Genomic DNA, 19,506 nt, shown 5'->3' with positions numbered 1-19,506 from the left:
TTTCCGCCATTCCCCGGCCGTGTCGATCGCGGTTTCCCCCACAACTCTCCTAGGCTCGCGCTGTCCGCGCTTGGGGGAGCCATGACAGCAGAAAACAAGACTGACCAGCGGATTGACCGAATTGCTGGCCTTGACGGCATTCGCGCGCTCGCCATCATCGCCGTTCTGGTGTTTCACCTTCGACCCGACTCACTGCCCGGGGGGTACCTCGGAGTCGACGTGTTCTTCGTGGTGAGCGGATTCCTCATCACCACGCTGCTGCACCGAGAGTGGCTGGCCCGTGGCCACCTCGACCTGCGGCGCTTCTGGGTGCGTCGGGCGCGTCGGCTGCTGCCCGCCCTGGTGCTCGTGGTGGTGGTCAGCACCGGTCTGGGTTGGCTCGTCGGTGACGACCTGCTGGTGAACATCGATCGGCAGACGCTGGGCGTGCTCACGTTCAGCAACAACTGGGTGGAGATCTCCGCCGGCACCAGCTACTTCGCCCACACCTCTCCCCTGCTGTTCATGAACTTCTGGTCGCTGGCTGTGGAGGAGCAGTTCTACCTGCTGTGGCCGCTGGCGTTCCTTGTCCTGGTGACGGCGGTGCGCAACCCGCGGTGGCGGGTGTGGCTGGTGCTGGTGGCGGCGGCCGCCTCAGCGCTGGCCATGGCCGCGCTCGTCGCCCGTGGCGCCGCCACCACCCGCGTCTACTACGGGACCGACACCCATCTCTTCGGGCTGATGATCGGCGCTGCCCTCGCGCTGGCCCACACCCAGCAGGGCAGCGTGCTGCACTCCCGGGCCTGGCGACGAGTGTGCGTGCCGGTCGGGGCGGCGGCCCTGCTGGGGCTGGTGGCGCTGGCTCTGGTGCTCGCCCAGGACAGCGCCGTCACCTTCCGTGGCGGCATCGTGGCCGCGTCGGCTCTGACCGCACTGGTGATCGCCGGGGTGCTCGGTGGTGAGGGCGTGCTCCGCCAAGGCCTGCGCCTGCCGGTGCTGGAGTGGGTGGGGCAGCGCTCCTACGGCATCTACCTGTGGCACTGGCCGATGATCCTGGTGGTCACCGCCGCGCTGCCGCCGACGCTGGAGGACTCCCCGCTGAGCTGGCTCGGCCGGCTGGTGGCCCTGGTGCTCACCCTGGTGCTGGCGGCACTGTCCTACCGGTGGCTGGAGCTGCCGGTGCGCCAGCGCGGCTTCCGCGGCGCCGGCCGGAGCTTCGCCGCGGCGCTGCGCCGTCCCGCCGACCCGCTGCCCCGCACCAGCGCGGCGGTGGCCGTGGGGCTGGTCGCGGTGAGCGCCTTCGCGGTGGTCACCGCGCCGGACAAGTCGCAGGTGCAGCGCGACATCGAGGCCAACACCGCGCTCGTCGAGGGCTCGCTGGCCGAGCCTGGGCCACCCGCCGCCGCACCCGCCGCGCCCGGCCCGCCGGGGCTGGTCGCCGACGCGCACACCGCCGTCGGTCCCGCGTTCGCCATGCCCACCGGCCCCGAGATCACCGCCTTCGGCGACTCGCTGGTGGTCACCACCGCCCGCGGACTCATCGACCGCTTCCCCGGCATCATGATCGACGCCAAGTCCAACCGGCAGTGGCCGGCGGGCGAGGAGGCGGTGCAGGCGCGGCTGGCAGAGGGCACGGTGCGCCGGGCGGTGCTGATCGACTTCGGCACCAACGCCGGCGTGCAGGACCCCGAGCTGGTGCGCCGGGTGCTGGCCTCGCTGGGACCGTCCCGGATGATCGTGCTGGTCAACCTCTTCGGCTCGTGGGAGGAGCACAACCCGATCCTCGCCGAGGTGGCCGCGGGCTTCCCCAACGTGGTGGTGGCTGACTGGCACGCGGCGATCTCAGCCCGGCCGGACCTGCTGCAGGCCGACGGGGTGCACCCGGGCATCGTCGGCAGCCGGCTCTACGCCGACGTGGTCAAGGACGCCTTTCACCGCCTGTCCACCCGGTGACGCCCGAGGACGCCCGAGCCACCGCCGCGCCGCACCCCGTCCAGGTCAGTGGTCGGCACAGCACGGCGTGGGGGTGGGCGACTCGAACGGCACCAGCACGCCCCCGGCGGCGTGCTCCACCACCAGCACCAGCTCCCCGCCGCGCCAGGTGGGACGCACGTGCTCCCGCGTGCGCAGCAGCACGTCGTCGGGGCAGGGCGCGCCCAGCACCTCCACCCGATCCACCGCCGTCTGCGCCACCACCCGGGCCAGCGGGACCGTCCCGGTCAGACCCAGCGAGCCGGGGAACTGCACCAGCCGGCCGCTGGTCCGCCCGACGTGCGCGGCCACCCCCTGCGCCGCCGCCAGGACCGACCCACCGCCGCTGGTGGAGCTGGGGCCGGTGGAGCGGGGGCCGCAGCACACCGCAGCCCGCGGCCAGCGCTGCCGCACCGCCGCCACGCCGCCGCGCCACACCGCCTCCGGGTCGGCCCCCGGCAGCGCCACCGACACGGTCAGGTGCGGCACCGGTCCGCACCGGCTGAGGTGGGTGGCCACCACCGCGGTCCCCGGGGCGTGCTCGAGCAGCCGCCGCACGTGGTCGGCGACCTCGTCGACCTCGCGCAGCGTCTCGCTGAGCACGTCCACGCCCACCACCAGGGCGGGCGCGCTCACGCCGGGATCGCCCACATCGGGTTGGTGTAGAACCACAGGTCCTGCCACGGGTCGGCGTCGCCCACCACGTCCTGGGCCGGGCCGGCGGGATCCACGGCCGCACCCAGGAGCCCGGGTGCGAGCCGGTTGCCGTCCGAGCCGCGCAGGCGGACGTAGAACGCCTCGTCCAGCCGGCCCAGCGGGTAGGAGATCCGGATCTCGCCGGTGCGGCCGCGCACGTCGAAGGTCTGGTCCACCCGGGTGCGCGGCGCGGTGAACACGTCCCGGTCGCCCACCGGGCCGGTGACCGCCCCGCGGATGACGTCGATCTTGGCCAGTCGCGGCAGCAGCTCCGACCAGTTCGGGGTGTCGGCGGGAACCACGGTGATGACCAGCTCGACCTGGCTGCCGCGGCGAGCAGTGAGCATCCCGCCCAGGGGTGCTTCCCGGTTGCCGGCCCGCAGCCGCACGTCCAGGGACTCCAGCAGCCGCCCGTGGTCCACCCACACCCGTCCGGCGCGCAGGCCGTCCATCACCGCTGCGTAGGAGAAGTCGGTGGCACCCACGTGGGTGCGGCTGTAGTAGCCGGGCCAGAAGTCGCCGCTGCCCAGGTTGGGTCCCGCGGTGCGGTAGGTGGGCTCGCCGTAGCGGCCCGCCGTGGCGAAGGTGTTCTCCCCGCGCACCGAGGTGTCGGCGTAGACGCTGTGCGAGTCGGAGTTGGCACTGATCCACCACGGCTTGCCCTCGGCGAGCAGGCTGTCCCACAGCCCGCCCACGGTGGAGGTCATCCAGTCGAACCCACCGAAGGTGCGGTAGCTCTCCAGCGGGTAGCCGGGGAAGCTGCCCGGGCCGGGGCTGCCGTCGTAGTAGCCGCGGCCGCCGCCGGGTCCGTAGGCCTTGGGCATGCCAGCAGCCTGGTGCCCGGGGGCACCTTCCATGCCGATGGCGATCCTCGGCTCGGCATCGCGCCACCCGCGGATCTCGTGCGGGGAGTCGATGCCCTTGCGGGCCGGGTGGTTGGCCAGCATCAGCGCGTCCTGCACCCGGCGCCGGCTCACCGAGCCGGCCAGGAAGTGCAGGCCCTGGAGGGCCCGCTGCTCGTTCAGCGCCGCGGTGGCCAGCGGGGAGCCGTCGTAGTCGACCTCGAACTGCTTGAGCACCGCCACCTCGTTGCGGCCGGGGTGCACGAAGACGGTGCCGTGCTCGGCGGCGGGGATGTTCCACTCCAGGCCCTGGAACACCAGGGTGTCCGGGGTGTCCCTGCGTGCGGCGACGATGTCGGGGTTGACCTTCTCCACGCCGATGCGGGCGTGCACCTCGCTGCCGTGATCGGTGATCACCACCCAGTCGAGGCCGTAGGCGTTGGCGTGGCGCACCTGGTCGATCACCCGGTACTGGCCGTCGGAGGAGAACTGGGTGTGGATGTGGTGGTCGCCGGCCAGCCAGGTGTAGCCACCGCGCGGGACGCGGCCGCTGCCACGCCCGCCCAGCGGGGATGCGGCAGCCGAGCCGATGCCCGTGGAGGCCGTCACCCCGAGCACTGCTGCGCCGGCGCCGAGCAGCCCGGCCGAGCGCAGGAAGCGTCGGCGGTCCACGGCGGCCGGCGGCAGCTCGCTGGTGGGGACGGCGGGGTCCAGCGCCGGCGGCAGCGGCTCGCTGTCGGGGTTGTCGTGGCTGTGGCTGTGCGGGTGGCCGTGCCCGTGAGTCTGGCTGTGCCCGTGCGTGTGGCTGTGGCCGTGTGCTGAGCCGTGCTCGTGTCCCATGCCGATCCTTCGCGCAGTGGTGGCTACCAGGCCCCGTCGGCCCCACAGGCAACATAGGAAACAGCTGCGACCAGCAGGCCTCCGTCCGGTGTCCGCAAGGCCAACGCCGAGTGACGATCACGCGCGTCGTGTCCCTGGTCGGGGTGGCTGCTACGGGGCGACGAGCAGACCGGCGAAGTCGGCGGCCGGCACCGGTGGTGCCCACAGGTAGCCCTGGCCGTGGGTGCAGCCGAGCTGCTGGGCCAGCTCGGCCTGCTCGGTGGTCTCCAGCCCGCTGATCACCACGTGCAGGTCCTGGCCGCGAGCGAGGTCGACGAGCCCGCGCACCACGGCGTCGCCCACCCGGGTGCCCAGCTGGGAGCACACCGCCCGGTCGATCTTGATGCCGTCCACGGGCAGTCGCAGCACGTCCTCGCTGCGCAGCTGCGACCTCTCGCCGACCCCGCCGCCGAAGGCGTCGAGCAGCACCCGGAACCCCTGCTCGTGCAGGGCGGCGAAGTAGCTGGTGCCGCCCACGTGCGCTGCCATCAGGGCCGGCTCGGTCATCTCCAGCGTGACGGCCGAGGGCGGTACCCCGACCGAGGCGACCGCGGCGGTGAGCCGGGAGACGCAGTCCGGGTGGTTGAAGTGCTTGGCGGAGATGTTCGCGCTCAGCCTCAGACCGGGGTAACCACCCCGCCACTGCGCCAGCTCCACCGCGGCACGCCCGAGGACGGCGAGGTCGAGGTCGATGACGAGCTCGGTGTCCTCGGCCAGCCCCAGGAAGTGGCCGGGCACGAGCACCCCGCGGGTGGGGTGCACCCACCGGGCCAGGGTCTCCACCGCCTGCGCCTCGCCCGTGCTCAGCTCCACCACCGGCTGGTAGTAGGGCACCACCTGACCCCGGACCACGGCGTTGGCGAGCTCGTGGGCGTCGGTGAGCACGCCAGACGGGCCCAGCCGGGTGCTGGTTCGCAGCCGCTCCAGCTGCCGCTGGACCACCGCCGCCATGCTCACCAGCTCGTCGAGCTGCTGGCCGGTGACAGTGCGCGGGCGGGTGTCCACCAGGCAGAGCGTGCCCACCACCGTGCCGGTGCTGTCCCACAGCGGGGCCGCGACGTAGGCGCGCATCCCGGGCACCCCGGTGCCGGTGTCCACCAGGTGCCCGGCGACCAGCGGGCGGGCCGTCCTGGCCACCTCGTCGGTGAGCGCCGTCCACCCCGGCGCGCTGCCCAGCTGTGCACCCACGGAGGCGATGGTGTGGCGGGTCTCGGAGTCGACGTGCACCACGTCCACCGAGGCCACGGCGATGGTGGGCCCGCGGCGGGCGTCCAGGACGGTCAGCAGCGCCACCGGGAAGGCGAACCGCGCCGCGACCAGGGTGACCAGCTGGTGCAGGTCGGGATCGTGTGGCGCCGTCTCCAGGTAGCGCAGCGACGCCCTGGTGCGGCTCCGGTCCGGGCCACCGCCCATCGCGCACCACCTGACCTCTCGGTCGAGCTGTGCCGGCCTCTCCTCGACGCTAGCAAAGCCGCGCGTGCAACCCGGAAAGCGTTGTGTGCCAGTGCACTTGCTGCGCTCAGCGGTGGACCGGGTGCTGCTGGAGGGCCGTCGCCAGCGCCACCGCGTCGGGCATCCCGGCGCGGGCGCCCACCGCCGTCACTGCGAGCGCGGCCGCGGTGACGGCAGTGTGCACCGCAGTGGCCAGCGGGTCGCCGGCGGCCAGGCGGGTGGCGAGCACGCCGTTGAAGGTGTCCCCCGCGCCGGTGGTGTCACGGACGTCGGCTGGCCGGGCCGGCAGGTGCGTGCCGGCCACGCCGGGCTCGAGCACGAACACGCCCTCCCCACCCAGGGTGACCACGCAGGCAGCCCCCGAGCGGCCCACGATGGCCCCGGCCGCGAGCTCGGCGGCGTGCACGCGTGGTGGCGGCTCCGCCTCCGCGGCGGTGCGCGCCGGTGCCGGGCTGCCCAGCATCGCCGCCAGCTGCGCACCCTCGGTGGTGTTGGGCGTGAGCACCGGGCCCAGCGCGAGCAGCTCCACCACCTCCGCCGTCACCGGTGCGGGGTTGAGCACGCAGCGCACCCCCGCCGCGGCGGCCAGCTCGACGGCGTGGGTGAGCACGGCGGGGCTGATCTCGGTGGACACCAGCACGCAGTCGGCCCCGGTCAGCGCCCGGCGCAGCGCGCCGTCCACGTCTCGGGCGGTCATGAACACGTTGGCCCCGGCGCCCACCGCGATCTGGTTCTCCCCCGCCGCGTCCACCACGATCAGCGCGACCCCGGTGGACTGCTCCGGGATCACCACCACGCCGCTCACGTCGACGCCCTCGGCCGCCAGGTCGGCGGTGGCCGCGGTGCCACTGTCGTCGTCGCCCACCGCACCCACCAGCCGCACCACTGCACCCGCGCGGGCCGCCGCCACGGCCGCGTTGGCGCCCTTTCCGCCACCGTGGCGGTGCATGCGCGGACCCACCACGGTCTCCCCCGGCCCGGGCAGCCGATCAGCCCTCACCACCATGTCCACGTTGATGGCGCCGACCACCACCACCACAGGCCGAGCCTGCTCGTCGAGCCTCGTCATCGCTGTCCGTTCCTGTCGCCACGCCCGCCCGTCAGCGGGGCGCACCCGGTCACGCCCCACCGCGCCACCGCGTCCAGGGCCGCAGGGGTGGGGGTTGTGCGCTGTGCCAGTCTCCGCCCGGTCAGCGGGGGGCGTCGACCAGTCCCCCGACACCCCAGGCGGGCACGGCGCCGCCAGTGAGAGCGGGCACCGCCAGCTCGGCCAGCTCGACGAGGGCCGCACGCACCGCGTCCGCCAGCGACCACACGTCCGGCACCGCCTGCGGGCAGGCGGTGAAGCCGAAGTCGACGTGGCCGTCGTAGGACATCACCGTGATGTTCAGTCCACCGCTGACGTCGCTGATCGGCGTGAGCGGGAAGGTGCCGGTCACCCTGGCGCCGCCGGCGTACAGCGCCAGCTGCGGGCCGGGCACGTTGGAGATGAGCAGGTTGAACGGCAGCGCCACCTCGGCGGCGGCCCGGAACAGCGCGCGCGAGGCCACTCCGTGCAGCACCTGCGGAAGCAGCGCGCTCGCGTCCTCCATCAGCGAGGTGGTGGAGCCGCTGAAGCGCTCCTTGGCCGCGGCCAGCGAGGTGTGCAGCAGGCGCACGCGCTCGGCCGGGTCGGGCTCGTGGGTGGGCAGCGCCGCCAGCATGAAGGAGATCCGGTTGCCCGCGGTGCCACGCTGCTCGGGCGTGCGCACCGACACCGGCATCCCCGCCACCAGCGGCGACTCCGGCAGCGCGTCGTGGTCCACCAACCAGCGGCGCAGGGCGGTGGTGCACATGGCCATCACCACGTCGTTGACGGTGAGACCGAGGGCGTTCTTGACCGCCTTCACCTCGTCCAGGGGCACGGAGAGGAACGCGAACGTGCGCTCAGCGGTGATGCGCCGGTTCAGCGGGGTGGACGGCGGGGCGGGTGCCCGCGGGGGCCGAGGCGGGGTGCTGCGCAGGCCGGTGGCCCGGGACAACCGGGACACCGCTGACTCCAGCGCCCGCGCCCCGGGCACGCTGGCCGCCCCGGGCACGTCCAGCACGTGCGGCACCAGGTGTGGCGCGCTCCGCAGCAGCGACACGGGCAGGGTCGCGGCCCGCCAGAAGCCGCGCCCGGCCAGCTCGGCCGGTCCGGGAGCTGAGCCGCTGACGTGCGGTGCGGCCGGGCCAGGGGGTGCGACCGGGCCGGGGCACGGCGTGAGGTCCAGGATCGCGGCCATGATCTCGGCGCCGGAGACGCCGTCGATCACCGAGTGGTGGATCTTGGTGTAGATCGCCTGCAGGCCACCGGCCAGCCCGGACACCAGGTAGCTCTCCCAGAGCGGGCGGTCCCGGTCCAGCGGGGACTCGGCGAGCGAGGCCACCGCCTCGCCCAGCTGCGCGTCGCGGCCGGGGGCAGGCAGCGCCACCTCCCGGACGTGGTGGTCCAGGTCGAGCGTGCTCACCTCCTCCCAGTAGGGCAGGTCCAGGCCCAGCGGGACCTCCCGCAGCCGCCAGCGCAGCGGCGGGGCCAGGTGCAGCCGGGACCGGAACAGCTCGCGCAGCCCCGCCACGGTGAGCACCCCGCCGGAGACCTCGCTGGGGTCGACGATGAGGAGGTTGCCGATGTGGGTGGTGGTGGTGGCGTTCTCGGCGTTGAGGAACTGCACGTCCAGCGGGCTGAGCTGGCGGACCAGCCGGCCCCGGCTGGGCGTGCCCGGCGGTGCCGCGGTGGTCGCCGCGCCGGGGGCGCGCGCAGGCACCGGCCGGGTCGGGGCGGTCACCGCGGCCAGCAGCTCCAGCAGCGCGGGGATGCGGGCCAGCTCACCCTCGGTGAAGGGCGCCCAGCGCCTCCGGACCAGCAGGCGACGGCCATCCGCCAGCCGCACCACCACGGAGTGACCGCCGGCGGGGACGGCGGTGTCGGGGGTGGCGCCGGCGGGCAGGTAGGTGACCGTGTCGGCGGCCAGCACCCGGCGCATCGCCACCTGCTCGCTGCAGCGCCCGGCGAGGAGGTCGGTGGCGGCGCGCAGCACCGTGGTCTCGGTGTCCACCAGCTCCTCCACCGACGCCGGGCTCATCCCGATGAACCGCGCGCCCTGTGCCTGCACCAGCGCCACCAGCTCGGCCTCCTCGAGACCCTGGGGCGTGCGCAGCACCAGCTCGTCGACCACCCGCCCGGCCTGGTCGAGCTCGGTGGGCTCGCCGGCCACCGGCAGCACCGAGACCCCCAGCAGGTTGCACCCCCGCGCCGAGAGCGAGGTCACCAGCGCGGCCAGGGTGCCCGGCCGGTCCACCAGCTGGGCCCGCAGGCGCCACGTCTGACCGGCCGCGTGCAGCTCATCCCATTCCATGCGGCCAGTGTCGGCGGCAGAGGTTGCCCCTGCGTCACCCTGATATTTCGGGCAGGTTAGAGGGCGCGCAGACAGCGACGAGACCAGTGGAGGGAGCCGGCATGGCCGCACCGGAGGAGCGCCCGCCCCGGTCGGGGGTGCAGACCGTGGAGCTGCTCCTCGACGCGGGCCTGGACGACGGGGTGCGCCAGCTCTGGGACCGGCTGATCGCCGCCGGGCAGCACAGCCAGGGGGTGCGCACGGACAGCTCCAACCGCCCGCACGTCACCCTGGCCGTCGCCCGCCACCTCGACTCCGCGCTGGAGCCGGCGATCACCGCGGCAGTGGCCGCCGCGCTGCCGCTGCCGCTGACGCTGGGCGGGCTGCTGGTGTTTCCGGCGGGGCGGGCGACGACCCTGGCGTGTGCGGTGGTGCCCTCGGCGGCGCTGCTGGCCCTGCACGCCGCGGTGAGCGCGGTGGTGGGGGTGCACCTGCCGCACACCGCTCCCGGCGCGTGGTCCCCGCACGTCACGCTGGCTCGGCGGGTGCGCCCCGAGCAGCTGGGGCCAGCGGTGCAGGTGCTCGGCCGGGCCGAGCTGGCTGGTACCGCCGCGGCGGCCCGCCGCTGGGACGGCACCGCGCGCCGCGAGTGGCTGCTGCAGGAGCCGTGCCGCCCGCCCGCCTGAGGCGCGAGCGATCAAGGCGCACGCCAGGCACACTGGGGCCACATGAGCTGTCGCGGGCGACGCCCCGGACCGCCGGCGGGTCGGACCGCGAGGTCACGGACGTGCGGTGGGTCCTCCCAGCGCGGTGACCAGCTCGACCAGCAGTGCTCGCAGGGCCTCGTGGTCGGAGACCGCGCCGGCCAGCACGGCGTCGGCGTGCTGCGCGGCCACCACCTGCTCGTGCACGGCACGACCAGCGTCGGTGAGACGCACCAGCTGACGCCGCTCGTCGGCGGGATCGAGGGTGCGGGTGAGCAGCTGGGCGCGCTCGAGGCGCTCCACCGTGCGGCTGATGGTCTGGTCGGTCACCCGGCAGGCCCGCGCCAGCTCGCGCTGGGACAACGGGCCGGAGCGCAGGCTGTGCAGCGCGATCATGCCGGCGTGGGTGAGCCCGTGCCGGGCCAGCTGGGCCTCCCACGAGTGCTCCACCAGCCGGGCCGCGGTGGAGAGCAGCCGTCCGGTGGGCCAGCCCCGCACGTCCTCAGCCACCTCCGCAGGCACGTCGTCCGGCATCGCCGCTCCCCCTTCCGATTGCGATGTTCAGCAGGCTGAACAATAATCCCGAGCACGACGACACCCGCACGAGGCGCCGCCCGCGACCGACCCTGGGAGCACACATGCACAGCAAGCCGGCCCGCTCGAGGCGGACCCTACGATGGCTGATCCCCGCACTGCTCCTGCTGGTGTGGATCGTGATCGGCGGCATCGGCGGTCCCTTCGCCGGCAAGCTGGGCGAGGTGCAGCAGAACGACAACACGTCGTTCCTGCCCGCCGAGGCCGAGTCCACCCAGGTGGCGGAGGCCCAGCGGGCCTTCAGCGACAACCAGCTGATCCCCGCGGTGGTCATCGCGGAGAACAACGCGGGCATCACCCCCGAGGACACCGCATACCTCACCCGGGTCACCGCCTCCCTGAGTGGCACCGAGGGCATCGTGCAGCCGCCGTCCCCGCCGATCCTCTCCCCCGACGGCAAGGCCGTCGAGGTGATCGTCGGAGTCGACTCCACCAAGGACCCGGCCGAGACGGTCACCTCCATCCGGGACGCCCTGGCCGTGGACACCCCACCCGGGCTGTCGGTGTACGTCACTGGTCCCGCCGGCCAGGCCGCCGACCTCACCGAGGCCTTCAGCGGCATCGACGGCACCCTGCTGATGGTCGCCGGGGCGGTGGTCATCGTGATCCTGCTGGTGGTCTACCGCAGCCCGCTGCTGCCGCTGATCGTGGTGGTCTCCGCGGTGCTCGCCCTCGCCCTGGCCAGCGCGCTGGTGTACCTGCTCGCCAAGAACGACGTCATCACCCTCAACGGCCAGAGCCAGGGCATCTTGTTCATCCTGGTCTTCGGCGCCGCGACCGACTACGCCCTGCTCCTGGTCGCGCGCTACCGCGAGGAGCTGCAGGGCGAGGGCAACCGGTTCGAGGCGATGGGCCGCGCCATGCGCGGGGTGATCGAGCCGATCCTGGCCTCCGGCGGCACCGTGATCCTCGGTGTGCTGTGCCTGCTGTTCTCCGAGCTCAACTCCAACCGCGGGCTGGGCCCGGTGGCCGCCATCGGCATCGCCACCTCGCTGCTGGCCTCGCTGACCTTCCTGCCCGCCGCCCTGGTGCTCGTCGGGCGCAGCGTCTTCTGGCCGGCCCGACCCAAGCAGGGGCCGCGCCAGGAGTCCGGCGCCTGGTGGCGCCTGGCCGACTACGTCAGCGCCCACCGCGTCACCGTCTCGGTGGCCACCGGGCTGCTCCTGCTGGTCTTCGCCGCGTTCCTGCCCCAGCTGAAGTCCAGCGGGGTGGCGCAGTCCGACGTCTTCCTGAACCAGGCGGAGTCGGTGGAGGGCGAGGACGTGCTCAGCGCCCACTTCCCGGCCGGGTCGGGCTCACCCACCATCATCATCGCCAAGGCCGACCGGGCCGCCGCCGTGATCGACGCGGTGCGCACCGTGCCGGGGGTGAGCCAGCAGGTCGCCGAGGTCGGCGAGTCCGGCCAGCCCGGTGGTCCGGCCAAGGTGGTGGACGGCACCGTGCAGATCCAGGTGACCCTGGCCGACGCGCCCGACTCCGAGGCGGCCACCGCGACGGTGGAGCGCATCCGGGCGGCCGTGCACCCGATCCCGGGCGCCGACGCGCTGGTCGGGGGCACCACCGCCACCCAGCTGGACACCCAGACCACCTCCGAGCGCGACCGCACGGTGATCATCCCGATCGTGCTGCTGGTGGTGTTCCTGGTGCTGGCCGTGCTGCTTCGGGCCATCGTGGCGCCGCTGCTGCTCATCGGCACGGTGGTGCTGTCCTTCGCCGCCACCCTGGGTGTCTCGGCCCTGCTGTTCAACCAAGTCTTCGACTTCCCCGGCTCCGACCCGGTGGTGCCGCTGTTCGGATTCGTCTTCCTGGTGGCGCTGGGGGTGGACTACAACATCTTCCTGATGACGCGGGTGCGGGAGGAGTCGCTGCGGGTGGGCACCCGGGACGGCATCCGCCGGGGGCTGGCGGTCACCGGCGGCGTGATCACCTCCGCCGGGATCGTGCTGGCGGCCACCTTCGGCTCGCTGGCGGTGCTGCCCATCCTGTTCCTGGCCCAGCTCGCCTTCATCGTGGCCTTCGGCGTGCTGCTGGACACCCTGATCGTCCGCTCGCTGCTGGTTCCCGCGCTGGCGGAGATCATCGGCCCCAAGGTGTGGTGGCCGTCCAAGCTGGCCAGCTCCCAGCCGCCGGCCGAGCCGGAGCCGGCGCTGGCCGAGCGGTCCCGCGGCTGAGCGAACCCGGGAGCGGCCCAGGTCGCCGAGGTGGCCGCAGGTACGGTCTGCGGCGTGCGCAGCAGCGGTTCCCCAGGTCCCGGCTCCCCCGCCGGGTGGTCCCGCGGCGCACTGCTGAGGCTCGCGCTGCTGGCGGTGCTGCTGCTGGTCGCGGTGGTGGTGGCGCTGACCATCTCCCTGCCCACCACCGACCAGGCCCGCCAGTGGGCGCACGACCTGGGCCCGTCGTTCCCGCTGCTGTTCGTGGTGGTCCACGCGCTCGTCACCGTCACCCCGGTTCCGCGCACGGTGTTCACCCTGGCCGCAGGTGTGCTGTTCGGGCCGTTCTCCGGGGTGGTGGTAGCCGTGCTGGCCACCACCGTCAGCGCGGCGCTGGCCCTGGTGCTGGTGCGCCACCTCGGCCGGGAAGCAGTGGCCGAGCGGCTGCGCCACGGCCGGCTGCACGCGGTGGACCAGCGGCTGGAGCAGCGGGGATGGCTGGCGGTGGCGTCGTTGCGGCTCATTCCGGTGGTGCCGTTCTCGGTGCTGAACTACTGCTGCGGGGTCTCCTCGGTGCGGATGCGCCCGTTCCTGCTGGCCACCCTGGTGGGCGTGGTGCCCGGGACCGTGGCGGCGGTGCTGCTCGGCGACGCCATGACCGGGCGCACCTCCCCGGCGCTGCTGGGGATCTCCGTGGCCTGCGGCGCGATCGGGGTGCTGGGGCTGCTGCTGGACCGGCGGACGCCCCTCGCGGCCGCCTCACCGGATTCGACAAGCCCGCATCCTTGATCTAGCTCGTTCCAGGTTGACGGCTTGACCCGCCGGCGTACTCGTCCTGGACGACAAGCCTGGGGACTGGAACTCTCATAATCAAGGCTGTACGCTTGCCCCCTGCGAGAGGGGCATCCATGTTCGTGCTGACCGTCGACCAGCGGCGCAGCCGCCGCGACGTCGACCGTGTGCCGGAGCTGTTGCGCGATCTCTCCGCCGCGCGCGTGGTGCGCCCCTTCGACCGCACCGCCGGCGACGAGGTGCAGGCCGTGCTGGACGACCCGGAGCAGGTGGTGACCCTGGCGCTGGACCTGGTGCGCCGCGAGCACTGGAGCGTGGGCATCGGCACCGGACCTGTCGAGCTGCCCCTGCCGGCCGCCACCCGCGCTGGCCGTGGGCCCGCCTTCGAGCACGCGCGCACCGCGGTGGAGCGGGCGAAGTCCGCCGTCACCCACCTTGCCGTGGACGGACCGGACGCGTCCGCCGCGGAGGCCGCCGCCACCGTCCTCGACCTGGTGGCCCTGCTGGTGCAGCGCCGCTCCCTCGAGGGCTGGGCCGCCGTGGAGCTGATCAGCACCGGCCACACCCAGAGCAGCGCCGCGGCGGTGCTCGGCGTGAGCAAGCAGGCCGTGTCGCAGCGCCTGCGGGCCACCGCCTGGCAGCAGGAGGAGGCCGGTCGCACCCTGGCGGCGTCGCTGCTGGCCGAGGCCGACCGATGAGCGTGGCGGTGCTCGTCCTGCTCGGCGTGCTGGCGCTGCTGCCCACCGCCGTGACACGGATGCCCGACCAGAGCTGGCTCCCACCGGCGCTGCAGCTGGCCGCGCTGACCGCCGCGGGCGTGCTGGCCCCCCTGGGCAGCACCCTCACCGGTGCGCCCCGTGCCTGCGCGCTGGTGCTGGGAGTCGCTGCCGCCGCGGGCGGCGCGAGCCCGGTGGTGCGCGCCGCCTTCCGCGTCGCTGGTCGCACGGACGAGGTCCCCGCACCGGACCCCGCGCCCGATCCCAACCCGGCACCGGTGCCGCAGCCCGACCCGGAGCCGGCGCCCACCCACGTGCTCCGCGGTGGCGGCATGATCGGCGTCCTGGAGCGCACCAGCGTGGCCGCCGCGGTGCTCACCGGCTGGCCCGCAGGCATCCCCATCGTGCTGGCGGTCAAGGGACTGGCCCGCTACCCCGAGCTGCGCGACCCCCGCGCCTCCGAGCTGTTCATCATCGGGACGTTCACCAGCGTGCTGTGGGCACTGGCGTGCAGCGGCGTGACGCACCTCTTGGTCACCTGACCGCTACTCCGGCGAACGAGGTCCCGGGGCAACCGGTTCCCCCGCCCTCCGGACAACCTCTAGCATTTGAGCCATGGCTGAAGACACGAAGCACGATGTAGTGATTGTCGGAGCGGGCTTCGCTGGGATCGCGGCCGCCGAGCGCCTCTCCCGCGCCGGGGTGCGGGTGCTGCTGCTCGACAAGAACAACTACCACCAGTTCCAGCCGCTGCTGTACCAGGTGGCGACGGCCCAGATCTCCGTCGCCGACGTGGCCCGACCGCTGCGCGGGATCTTCCGGGGCAACAAGCTGGTCGACGTCAAGACCGCCGAGGTCGCCAGCGTCAACCCCGCTGACCGCAGCGTCACCACCGTCGACGGGATGACCTACCGCGGCACCATCCTCGTGCTCGCCGCCGGTGCGGAGGCCAACTTCTTCAACACTCCTGGCGCCAAGGAGCACACCTTCCCGCTGTACTCCGTGGACGACGCCGCTCGGCTGGCGTCCCGGATGCTCGGTGCCCTCGACAGCGCCGACAGCCTGCCCCACATGGTCGACGAGGGCGGCCTCAACGTGGTGGTCGTCGGCGGCGGACCCACCGGGGTGGAGACCGCGGGAGCCATCGCCGAGAGCATCAAGTACGTGGTGTCGGAGTACTTCACCCCGGAGTTCGCCGACATCTGCTCCGTCTACCTGGTGGACATGATCCCCACGGTGCTCGCCCCGTTCACCGACAAGTCGCAGAAGTACACCAAGAAGAAGCTGGCCGAGATCGGCGTGAAGCTCCGGCTGGGCGTGGGGGTGGCCGAGGTGGCCCCCGACCGCGTCACCCTCGCCGACGGCACCGTCATCCCCTGCCGAGTGGTGGTGTGGGCCGGCGGGCTCAAGGCCGGCGAGCTGCTGACCAGCTCCGGGCTGCCGCAGGGCAAGGGCGGGCGCATCGACGTCAACCCCGACCTCACCGCGCCTGGGTTCGACGGTGTCTACGTGCTCGGCGACGCCGCGAACATCACCGACGCCAAGGGCAACCACCTCCCCCAGCTCGGGTCGGTGGCACAGCAGGCCGGCAAGTGGGCCGCCAAGAACATCCTCGCCGACCTCGCCGGCCGTCCGCGCGAGCCGTTCCACTACCTGGACAAGGGCATCATGGCGATGGTCGGCCGGGGCGCGGCCGTGGCCGAGGTCGGGGTCAAGCGGCGCCAGCTGCAGGGCCCCATCGCCTTCGCCGCCTGGCTCGGGGTGCACGCGGTGCTGCTCTCCGGCGCCCGCGAGCGGCTCGGCGCCTTCCTCTCCTGGGGCTGGGACTACTTCACCCACAGCCGCCCGCAGATCGTCGTCTACCGCCCGGACGCTTACGCCAGTGGCTGGAACGAGACCGTGCAGCGCCCTGCGCCGCGCGGTCCCGGCGGCGGCGACGCCGCCACCAGCGACGCCCCGTCCGGGGACACCCCCAGCAAGGCCGCGGCCAGCGGCGGGGACAGCCGCAGCGCCCAGGCCTAGCGGCCGCGGCCTGGTGCGCTACTGCACCGGGCCGCCAGGCAGCGGGCGTGGCTCGTCAGGGTCGTCCTCGCCGGCAGCGCCCAGCGAGGCCTGCTCCTGCCGGGTGGCGCGGTGCAGCCCCTCGGCGGCCTTCTCCGCCGCTGCGGCGCCGGTGCGTCGGGCCACCTCGTGCGGCGGCTCCACGTCGGTGCGCGCCACTGCCTCGGCCGCAGCCACGGCAGCCGCGATCTTGGGGTCGGTGGAGGTGTCGAACCAGTCCTTGACCTCCTCGGAGTCATCCTCCGGGCGGGTGCTCACCTCGTCGGCTGGGGCGGGCTCGTAGCGCAGCACCCCCTCGGCGTCGGGAGCACCCAGCATCTTGGCGAAGCCCTGCAGGGAAGAACCGAACTCGCTGGGCACCAACCACACCTTGTTGGCGTCGCCCTGGGCCATCTCCGGCAGCGTCTGCAGGTACTGGTAAGCCAACAGCTCGGGGGTGGGACGCCCGGCCTTGATGGCGGCGAACTCCTTCTCGATGGCCTTCGCCTTGCCCTGGGCGCGCAGGTACTGCGCCGCCCGCTCACCCTGGGCGCGCAGGATGCTGGACTGTCGCTCCGCCTCGGCGGAGAGGATGGCGGACTGCTTGGCACCCTCGGCCATGAGGATCTGGCTCTGCTTCTGGCCCTCGGCGGTCTTGATGGCCGACTCCCGCTGGCCCTCCGCGGTGAGGATGGTCGCCCGCTTCTCCCGGTCGGCCTTCATCTGCTTCTCCATCGACTCCTGGATGGACGGCGGCGGGTCGATGCTCTTGAGCTCGACCCGGGCCACCCGCAGGCCCCAGCGGCCGGTGGCGTCGTCCAGCACGCCGCGCAGCTGACCGTTGATGGAGTCCCGGGAGGTCAGCGTCTCCTCCAGCGTCATGCCGCCGACCACGTTGCGCAGGGTGGTGGTGGTCAGCTGCTCCACGCCGACGATGTAGTTGTTGATCTCGTACACCGCGGCCTGCGGGTTGGTGACCTGGAAGTACACGACCGTGTCGATGGAGACCGTGAGGTTGTCCTGGGTGATCACCGGCTGCGGCGGGAAGCTGACCACCCGCTCGCGCAGGTCGACCTTGGCGCGCACCCGGTCGACGAAGGGCACCAGGAAGGCCAGCTCCCCGCTGATGGTCTTGTGGTAGCGGCCCAGCCGCTCGACCACCGCCGCCTCGGCCTGCGGAATCAGCGCGATCGCCTTGGCGACCACGACCACCACCAGCACCACGATCACGGCGAGGACGATCAGTACTGCGTTCATCCTGTGCTCCTCCTGTGCGACCGAGGGCCGGCCACTCCTAGCTGCTTGCGAGACGGCTCTGGCAGTGCTGCGCCGGGACGACGCCGCGCGGGTCCGCGGAGCCGACGGGCTCGACGCTGGTCACCTCCGCCTGGTTGACGTGCAGACCCCACCGGCAGGCGGTCTGGCCGAGCACCACCCGCAGCTGCCCGTTGATGGAGTCGCGGGACGTCAGCGCCTCCTCCAGGGTGAGCCGACCAATCACGCTGCGCAGCGCGGTGATGAGGACGTGCTGCACGGAGGCCCGGTAGTCCGGGGTCTCGTAGACGGCGGCCTGGGGGTTGGCGACCTGCAGGTGCACCACCACGACCACCTCGACCACCGCGTGGTCCCGGGTGGTCACCGGCTGGGGCGCGGTGGTGACCACCTCCTCGTCCAGCCCCACCACCCCGCGCAGGCGGTCCACGCCCGGCACCAGCAGCGTCCACCGGTCGCGCACCGTGCGGTGGTGCTGACCGAGCCGCTGCACCACCGCGGCCTGGCGGGGCCCCACGTGCACCAGCGACCGGACCGCCAGCACCGCCACGAGTGCCACCAGCACCGACACCACCACAACCATGCTCATCAGGGTTCCTCCGCCACCACAGCCGTCGCTCCGTCAATCTCCAGCACCAGCACCGTCTGGCCCGGCTCCAGCACCTGGGAGCCGTCGGAGGTGCGCGCCGTCCAGGTGTCACCCGCCAGCTTGACCAACCCGCCGTGGGGGTCCACGCGCTCGAGCACCGTAGCGCGACTGCCCACCAGCGCATCCACGTTGGTGGTCAGCGCGGGCCCGCGGCGCACCCGGCGCAGCAGGGAGGGTCGCACCCCGGCCACCAGGCCGACCGACACCACGGCGAAGACGATGCCGTCCACCCACAGCGGGGCGTCGGTGACGGCCGTGACACCCGCCGCGGCCAAGGCGCCGCCGGCGAGCATGAGCAGGAAGAAGTCGCCCGTCGCCACCTCCGCGGCGGCGAGCGCGATCCCGGCGATCAACCAGATCACTGCTGCCACAGAACCATCGTCTCAGACATCGGTTTCGCTCGGTGTGAGGCGGGCCGCGCTCGCGGTCGAGCCACCATCAGCTCAGCGTCCCTCTGGAGCGCTCGGTCCCCGCCCGCACCGCTCAGCCCTGGGGGGCCTCGGTGACGAAGTCGACCAGGCGCTCCACCGCGCCGATCATCGGGGCCTCCAGGTCCCGGAAGGTGGAGACGGCGGCGTACACCCGCTGCCACCCCTCCCGTGGCGTCCCCCACCCCAGCCGCTCGCAGATGCCCGTCTTCCAGTCCTCGCCGCGCGGGACGGTGGGCCAGGCGGCTATCCCCACCGACGCGGGCTTCACCGCCTCCCACACGTCGATGTAGGGGTGACCGGTGACCAGCACGTGCGGGCCCAGCGAGCTGGTCAGCCGCGACTCCTTGGACCCGGTGACGAGGTGGTCCACCAGCACGCCGACTCGGCGGCCAGGCCCGGGCTGGAACTCCTGCAGCCGGTCGGCCAGGTTGTCGAGCCCCTCGAGGTGCTCCACGACCACCCCTTCCACCCGCAGGTCGTGGCCCCACACCCGCTCCACCAGGGCTGCGTCGTGCACACCCTCCACCCAGATCCGGCTGGGCAGCGCCGTCCTGGCGCGCAGGCCGGTCACCTCGGTGGAGCCGGACGCGCTGCGCCGGGGCTTGGCTGCGGCGGCCACCGGGCGCACCAGCGTGACCGGGCTGCCGTCGACGAGGAAGGCCGCCGGCCGCAGGCCGAACAGCCGGGTACGGCCCTTGGCGTCCTCCAGCCGGACGAAGTCGCCGTCGTAGGTCTTCTCGATGCCCACCACGGCGCCACAGAAGCCGGTGCCGGCGTCCTCCACCACCAGTCCCCGGTCGGCGGCGAGCTGGGGCACAGCGGGCTTGTGGCGGCGCTGGTGGCCGGCGTAGATGTCCCCGGCGTAGGGGTCGCGAGCGTGGGGTTCGCGCGGGCCGGCGGCACGAGAGGATCGGGTCACGGGCCATCAGGCTAGGTGGTCGTGGGCCGGCGGCGCCCGGCGCCACGCCGACCTATGCTGGGCG

At 73.5% G+C, this 19,506-nt stretch carries 17 protein-coding genes; 7 read left to right on the top strand and 10 right to left on the bottom strand.

Annotation, left to right across the window (positions count from 1 at the left end):
* Nucleotides 1-81: 81 nt before the first annotated feature.
* Nucleotides 82-1,932: an acyltransferase family protein gene (locus tag AC3YNX_RS12465; RefSeq protein WP_489995654.1), complete on the top strand. Its 1,851-nt coding sequence runs from the start codon at nt 82-84 to the stop codon at nt 1,930-1,932.
* 45 nt (nt 1,933-1,977) lie between these two features.
* On the opposite strand, the gene AC3YNX_RS12460 is transcribed toward AC3YNX_RS12465, so the two are convergent.
* From AC3YNX_RS12460 to AC3YNX_RS12440, 5 genes are all read right to left on the bottom strand, one after another.
* A complete protein-coding gene (locus AC3YNX_RS12460; protein WP_127783062.1) occupies nt 1,978-2,586 on the bottom strand; it encodes a hypothetical protein in 609 nt (202 codons plus the stop codon).
* On the bottom strand, nt 2,583-4,328 hold the full coding sequence (locus AC3YNX_RS12455; RefSeq protein ID WP_489995653.1) for a PHP domain-containing protein: 1,746 nt from the start codon (nt 4,326-4,328) through the stop codon (nt 2,583-2,585). Before AC3YNX_RS12455 ends, AC3YNX_RS12460 begins: the two co-directional genes overlap by 4 nt.
* A gap of 150 nt (nt 4,329-4,478) precedes the next feature.
* Nucleotides 4,479-5,780 (bottom strand): EAL domain-containing protein, encoded by a 1,302-nt coding sequence (locus AC3YNX_RS12450; protein ID WP_127783064.1) that lies wholly within the window; start codon nt 5,778-5,780, stop codon nt 4,479-4,481.
* Between the two features lie 106 nt (nt 5,781-5,886).
* Entirely contained in the window at nt 5,887-6,888 is a 1,002-nt protein-coding gene (locus AC3YNX_RS12445; RefSeq protein WP_489983092.1) for a PfkB family carbohydrate kinase, read from the bottom strand.
* Between the two features lie 121 nt (nt 6,889-7,009).
* Nucleotides 7,010-9,196 carry a WS/DGAT/MGAT family O-acyltransferase gene (locus tag AC3YNX_RS12440; protein ID WP_489995652.1) on the bottom strand — a complete coding sequence of 729 codons (2,187 nt, stop codon included), beginning with the start codon at nt 9,194-9,196 and terminating at the stop codon, nt 7,010-7,012.
* Nucleotides 9,197-9,297: 101 nt separating this feature from the next.
* On the opposite strand from AC3YNX_RS12440, the gene AC3YNX_RS12435 reads away from it, so the two are divergent.
* The gene (locus tag AC3YNX_RS12435) at nt 9,298-9,861 is read left to right on the top strand and encodes a 2'-5' RNA ligase family protein (RefSeq protein WP_127783067.1); all 564 of its coding nucleotides are present in this window, start codon (nt 9,298-9,300) and stop codon (nt 9,859-9,861) included.
* 93 nt (nt 9,862-9,954) lie between these two features.
* On the opposite strand, the gene AC3YNX_RS12430 is transcribed toward AC3YNX_RS12435, so the two are convergent.
* A complete protein-coding gene (locus tag AC3YNX_RS12430) occupies nt 9,955-10,413 on the bottom strand; it encodes a MarR family winged helix-turn-helix transcriptional regulator (protein WP_489995651.1) in 459 nt (152 codons plus the stop codon).
* 104 nt (nt 10,414-10,517) lie between these two features.
* Between AC3YNX_RS12430 and AC3YNX_RS12425 the strand changes: the two genes are divergently transcribed.
* From AC3YNX_RS12425 to AC3YNX_RS12405, 5 genes are all read left to right on the top strand, one after another.
* Nucleotides 10,518-12,644 carry an MMPL family transporter gene (locus AC3YNX_RS12425; protein WP_489995650.1) on the top strand — a complete coding sequence of 709 codons (2,127 nt, stop codon included), beginning with the start codon at nt 10,518-10,520 and terminating at the stop codon, nt 12,642-12,644.
* Between the two features lie 54 nt (nt 12,645-12,698).
* Nucleotides 12,699-13,412 (top strand): TVP38/TMEM64 family protein, encoded by a 714-nt coding sequence (locus AC3YNX_RS12420; RefSeq protein WP_489995649.1) that lies wholly within the window; start codon nt 12,699-12,701, stop codon nt 13,410-13,412.
* A gap of 119 nt (nt 13,413-13,531) precedes the next feature.
* Entirely contained in the window at nt 13,532-14,113 is a 582-nt protein-coding gene (locus AC3YNX_RS12415) for a hypothetical protein (RefSeq protein ID WP_489995648.1), read from the top strand.
* Nucleotides 14,110-14,673: a hypothetical protein gene (locus AC3YNX_RS12410; protein ID WP_489995647.1), complete on the top strand. Its 564-nt coding sequence runs from the start codon at nt 14,110-14,112 to the stop codon at nt 14,671-14,673. Before AC3YNX_RS12415 ends, AC3YNX_RS12410 begins: the two co-directional genes overlap by 4 nt.
* 73 nt (nt 14,674-14,746) lie before the next feature.
* On the top strand, nt 14,747-16,153 hold the full coding sequence (locus tag AC3YNX_RS12405) for an NAD(P)/FAD-dependent oxidoreductase (RefSeq protein WP_489995646.1): 1,407 nt from the start codon (nt 14,747-14,749) through the stop codon (nt 16,151-16,153).
* 18 nt (nt 16,154-16,171) lie between these two features.
* Here AC3YNX_RS12405 and AC3YNX_RS12400 read toward each other — a convergent pair whose 3' ends face one another.
* The 4 genes from AC3YNX_RS12400 to AC3YNX_RS12385 all read right to left on the bottom strand — a co-directional run bounded on the left by AC3YNX_RS12400 (nt 16,172) and on the right by AC3YNX_RS12385 (nt 19,442).
* On the bottom strand, nt 16,172-17,428 hold the full coding sequence (locus AC3YNX_RS12400) for an SPFH domain-containing protein (protein ID WP_489995645.1): 1,257 nt from the start codon (nt 17,426-17,428) through the stop codon (nt 16,172-16,174).
* Between the two features lie 37 nt (nt 17,429-17,465).
* Entirely contained in the window at nt 17,466-18,032 is a 567-nt protein-coding gene (locus tag AC3YNX_RS12395) for an SPFH domain-containing protein (protein WP_489995644.1), read from the bottom strand.
* Nucleotides 18,032-18,463 (bottom strand): NfeD family protein, encoded by a 432-nt coding sequence (locus AC3YNX_RS12390; protein ID WP_127783075.1) that lies wholly within the window; start codon nt 18,461-18,463, stop codon nt 18,032-18,034. Before AC3YNX_RS12390 ends, AC3YNX_RS12395 begins: the two co-directional genes overlap by 1 nt.
* A 112-nt stretch (nt 18,464-18,575) precedes the next feature.
* Nucleotides 18,576-19,442: a DUF3097 domain-containing protein gene (locus AC3YNX_RS12385; RefSeq protein WP_489983081.1), complete on the bottom strand. Its 867-nt coding sequence runs from the start codon at nt 19,440-19,442 to the stop codon at nt 18,576-18,578.
* Nucleotides 19,443-19,506 lie beyond the last annotated feature (64 nt).

This window comes from Rhodococcus sp. Z13_19A, assembly GCF_058133575.1.
This window is presented reverse-complemented; position numbering and strand designations above follow the sequence as displayed.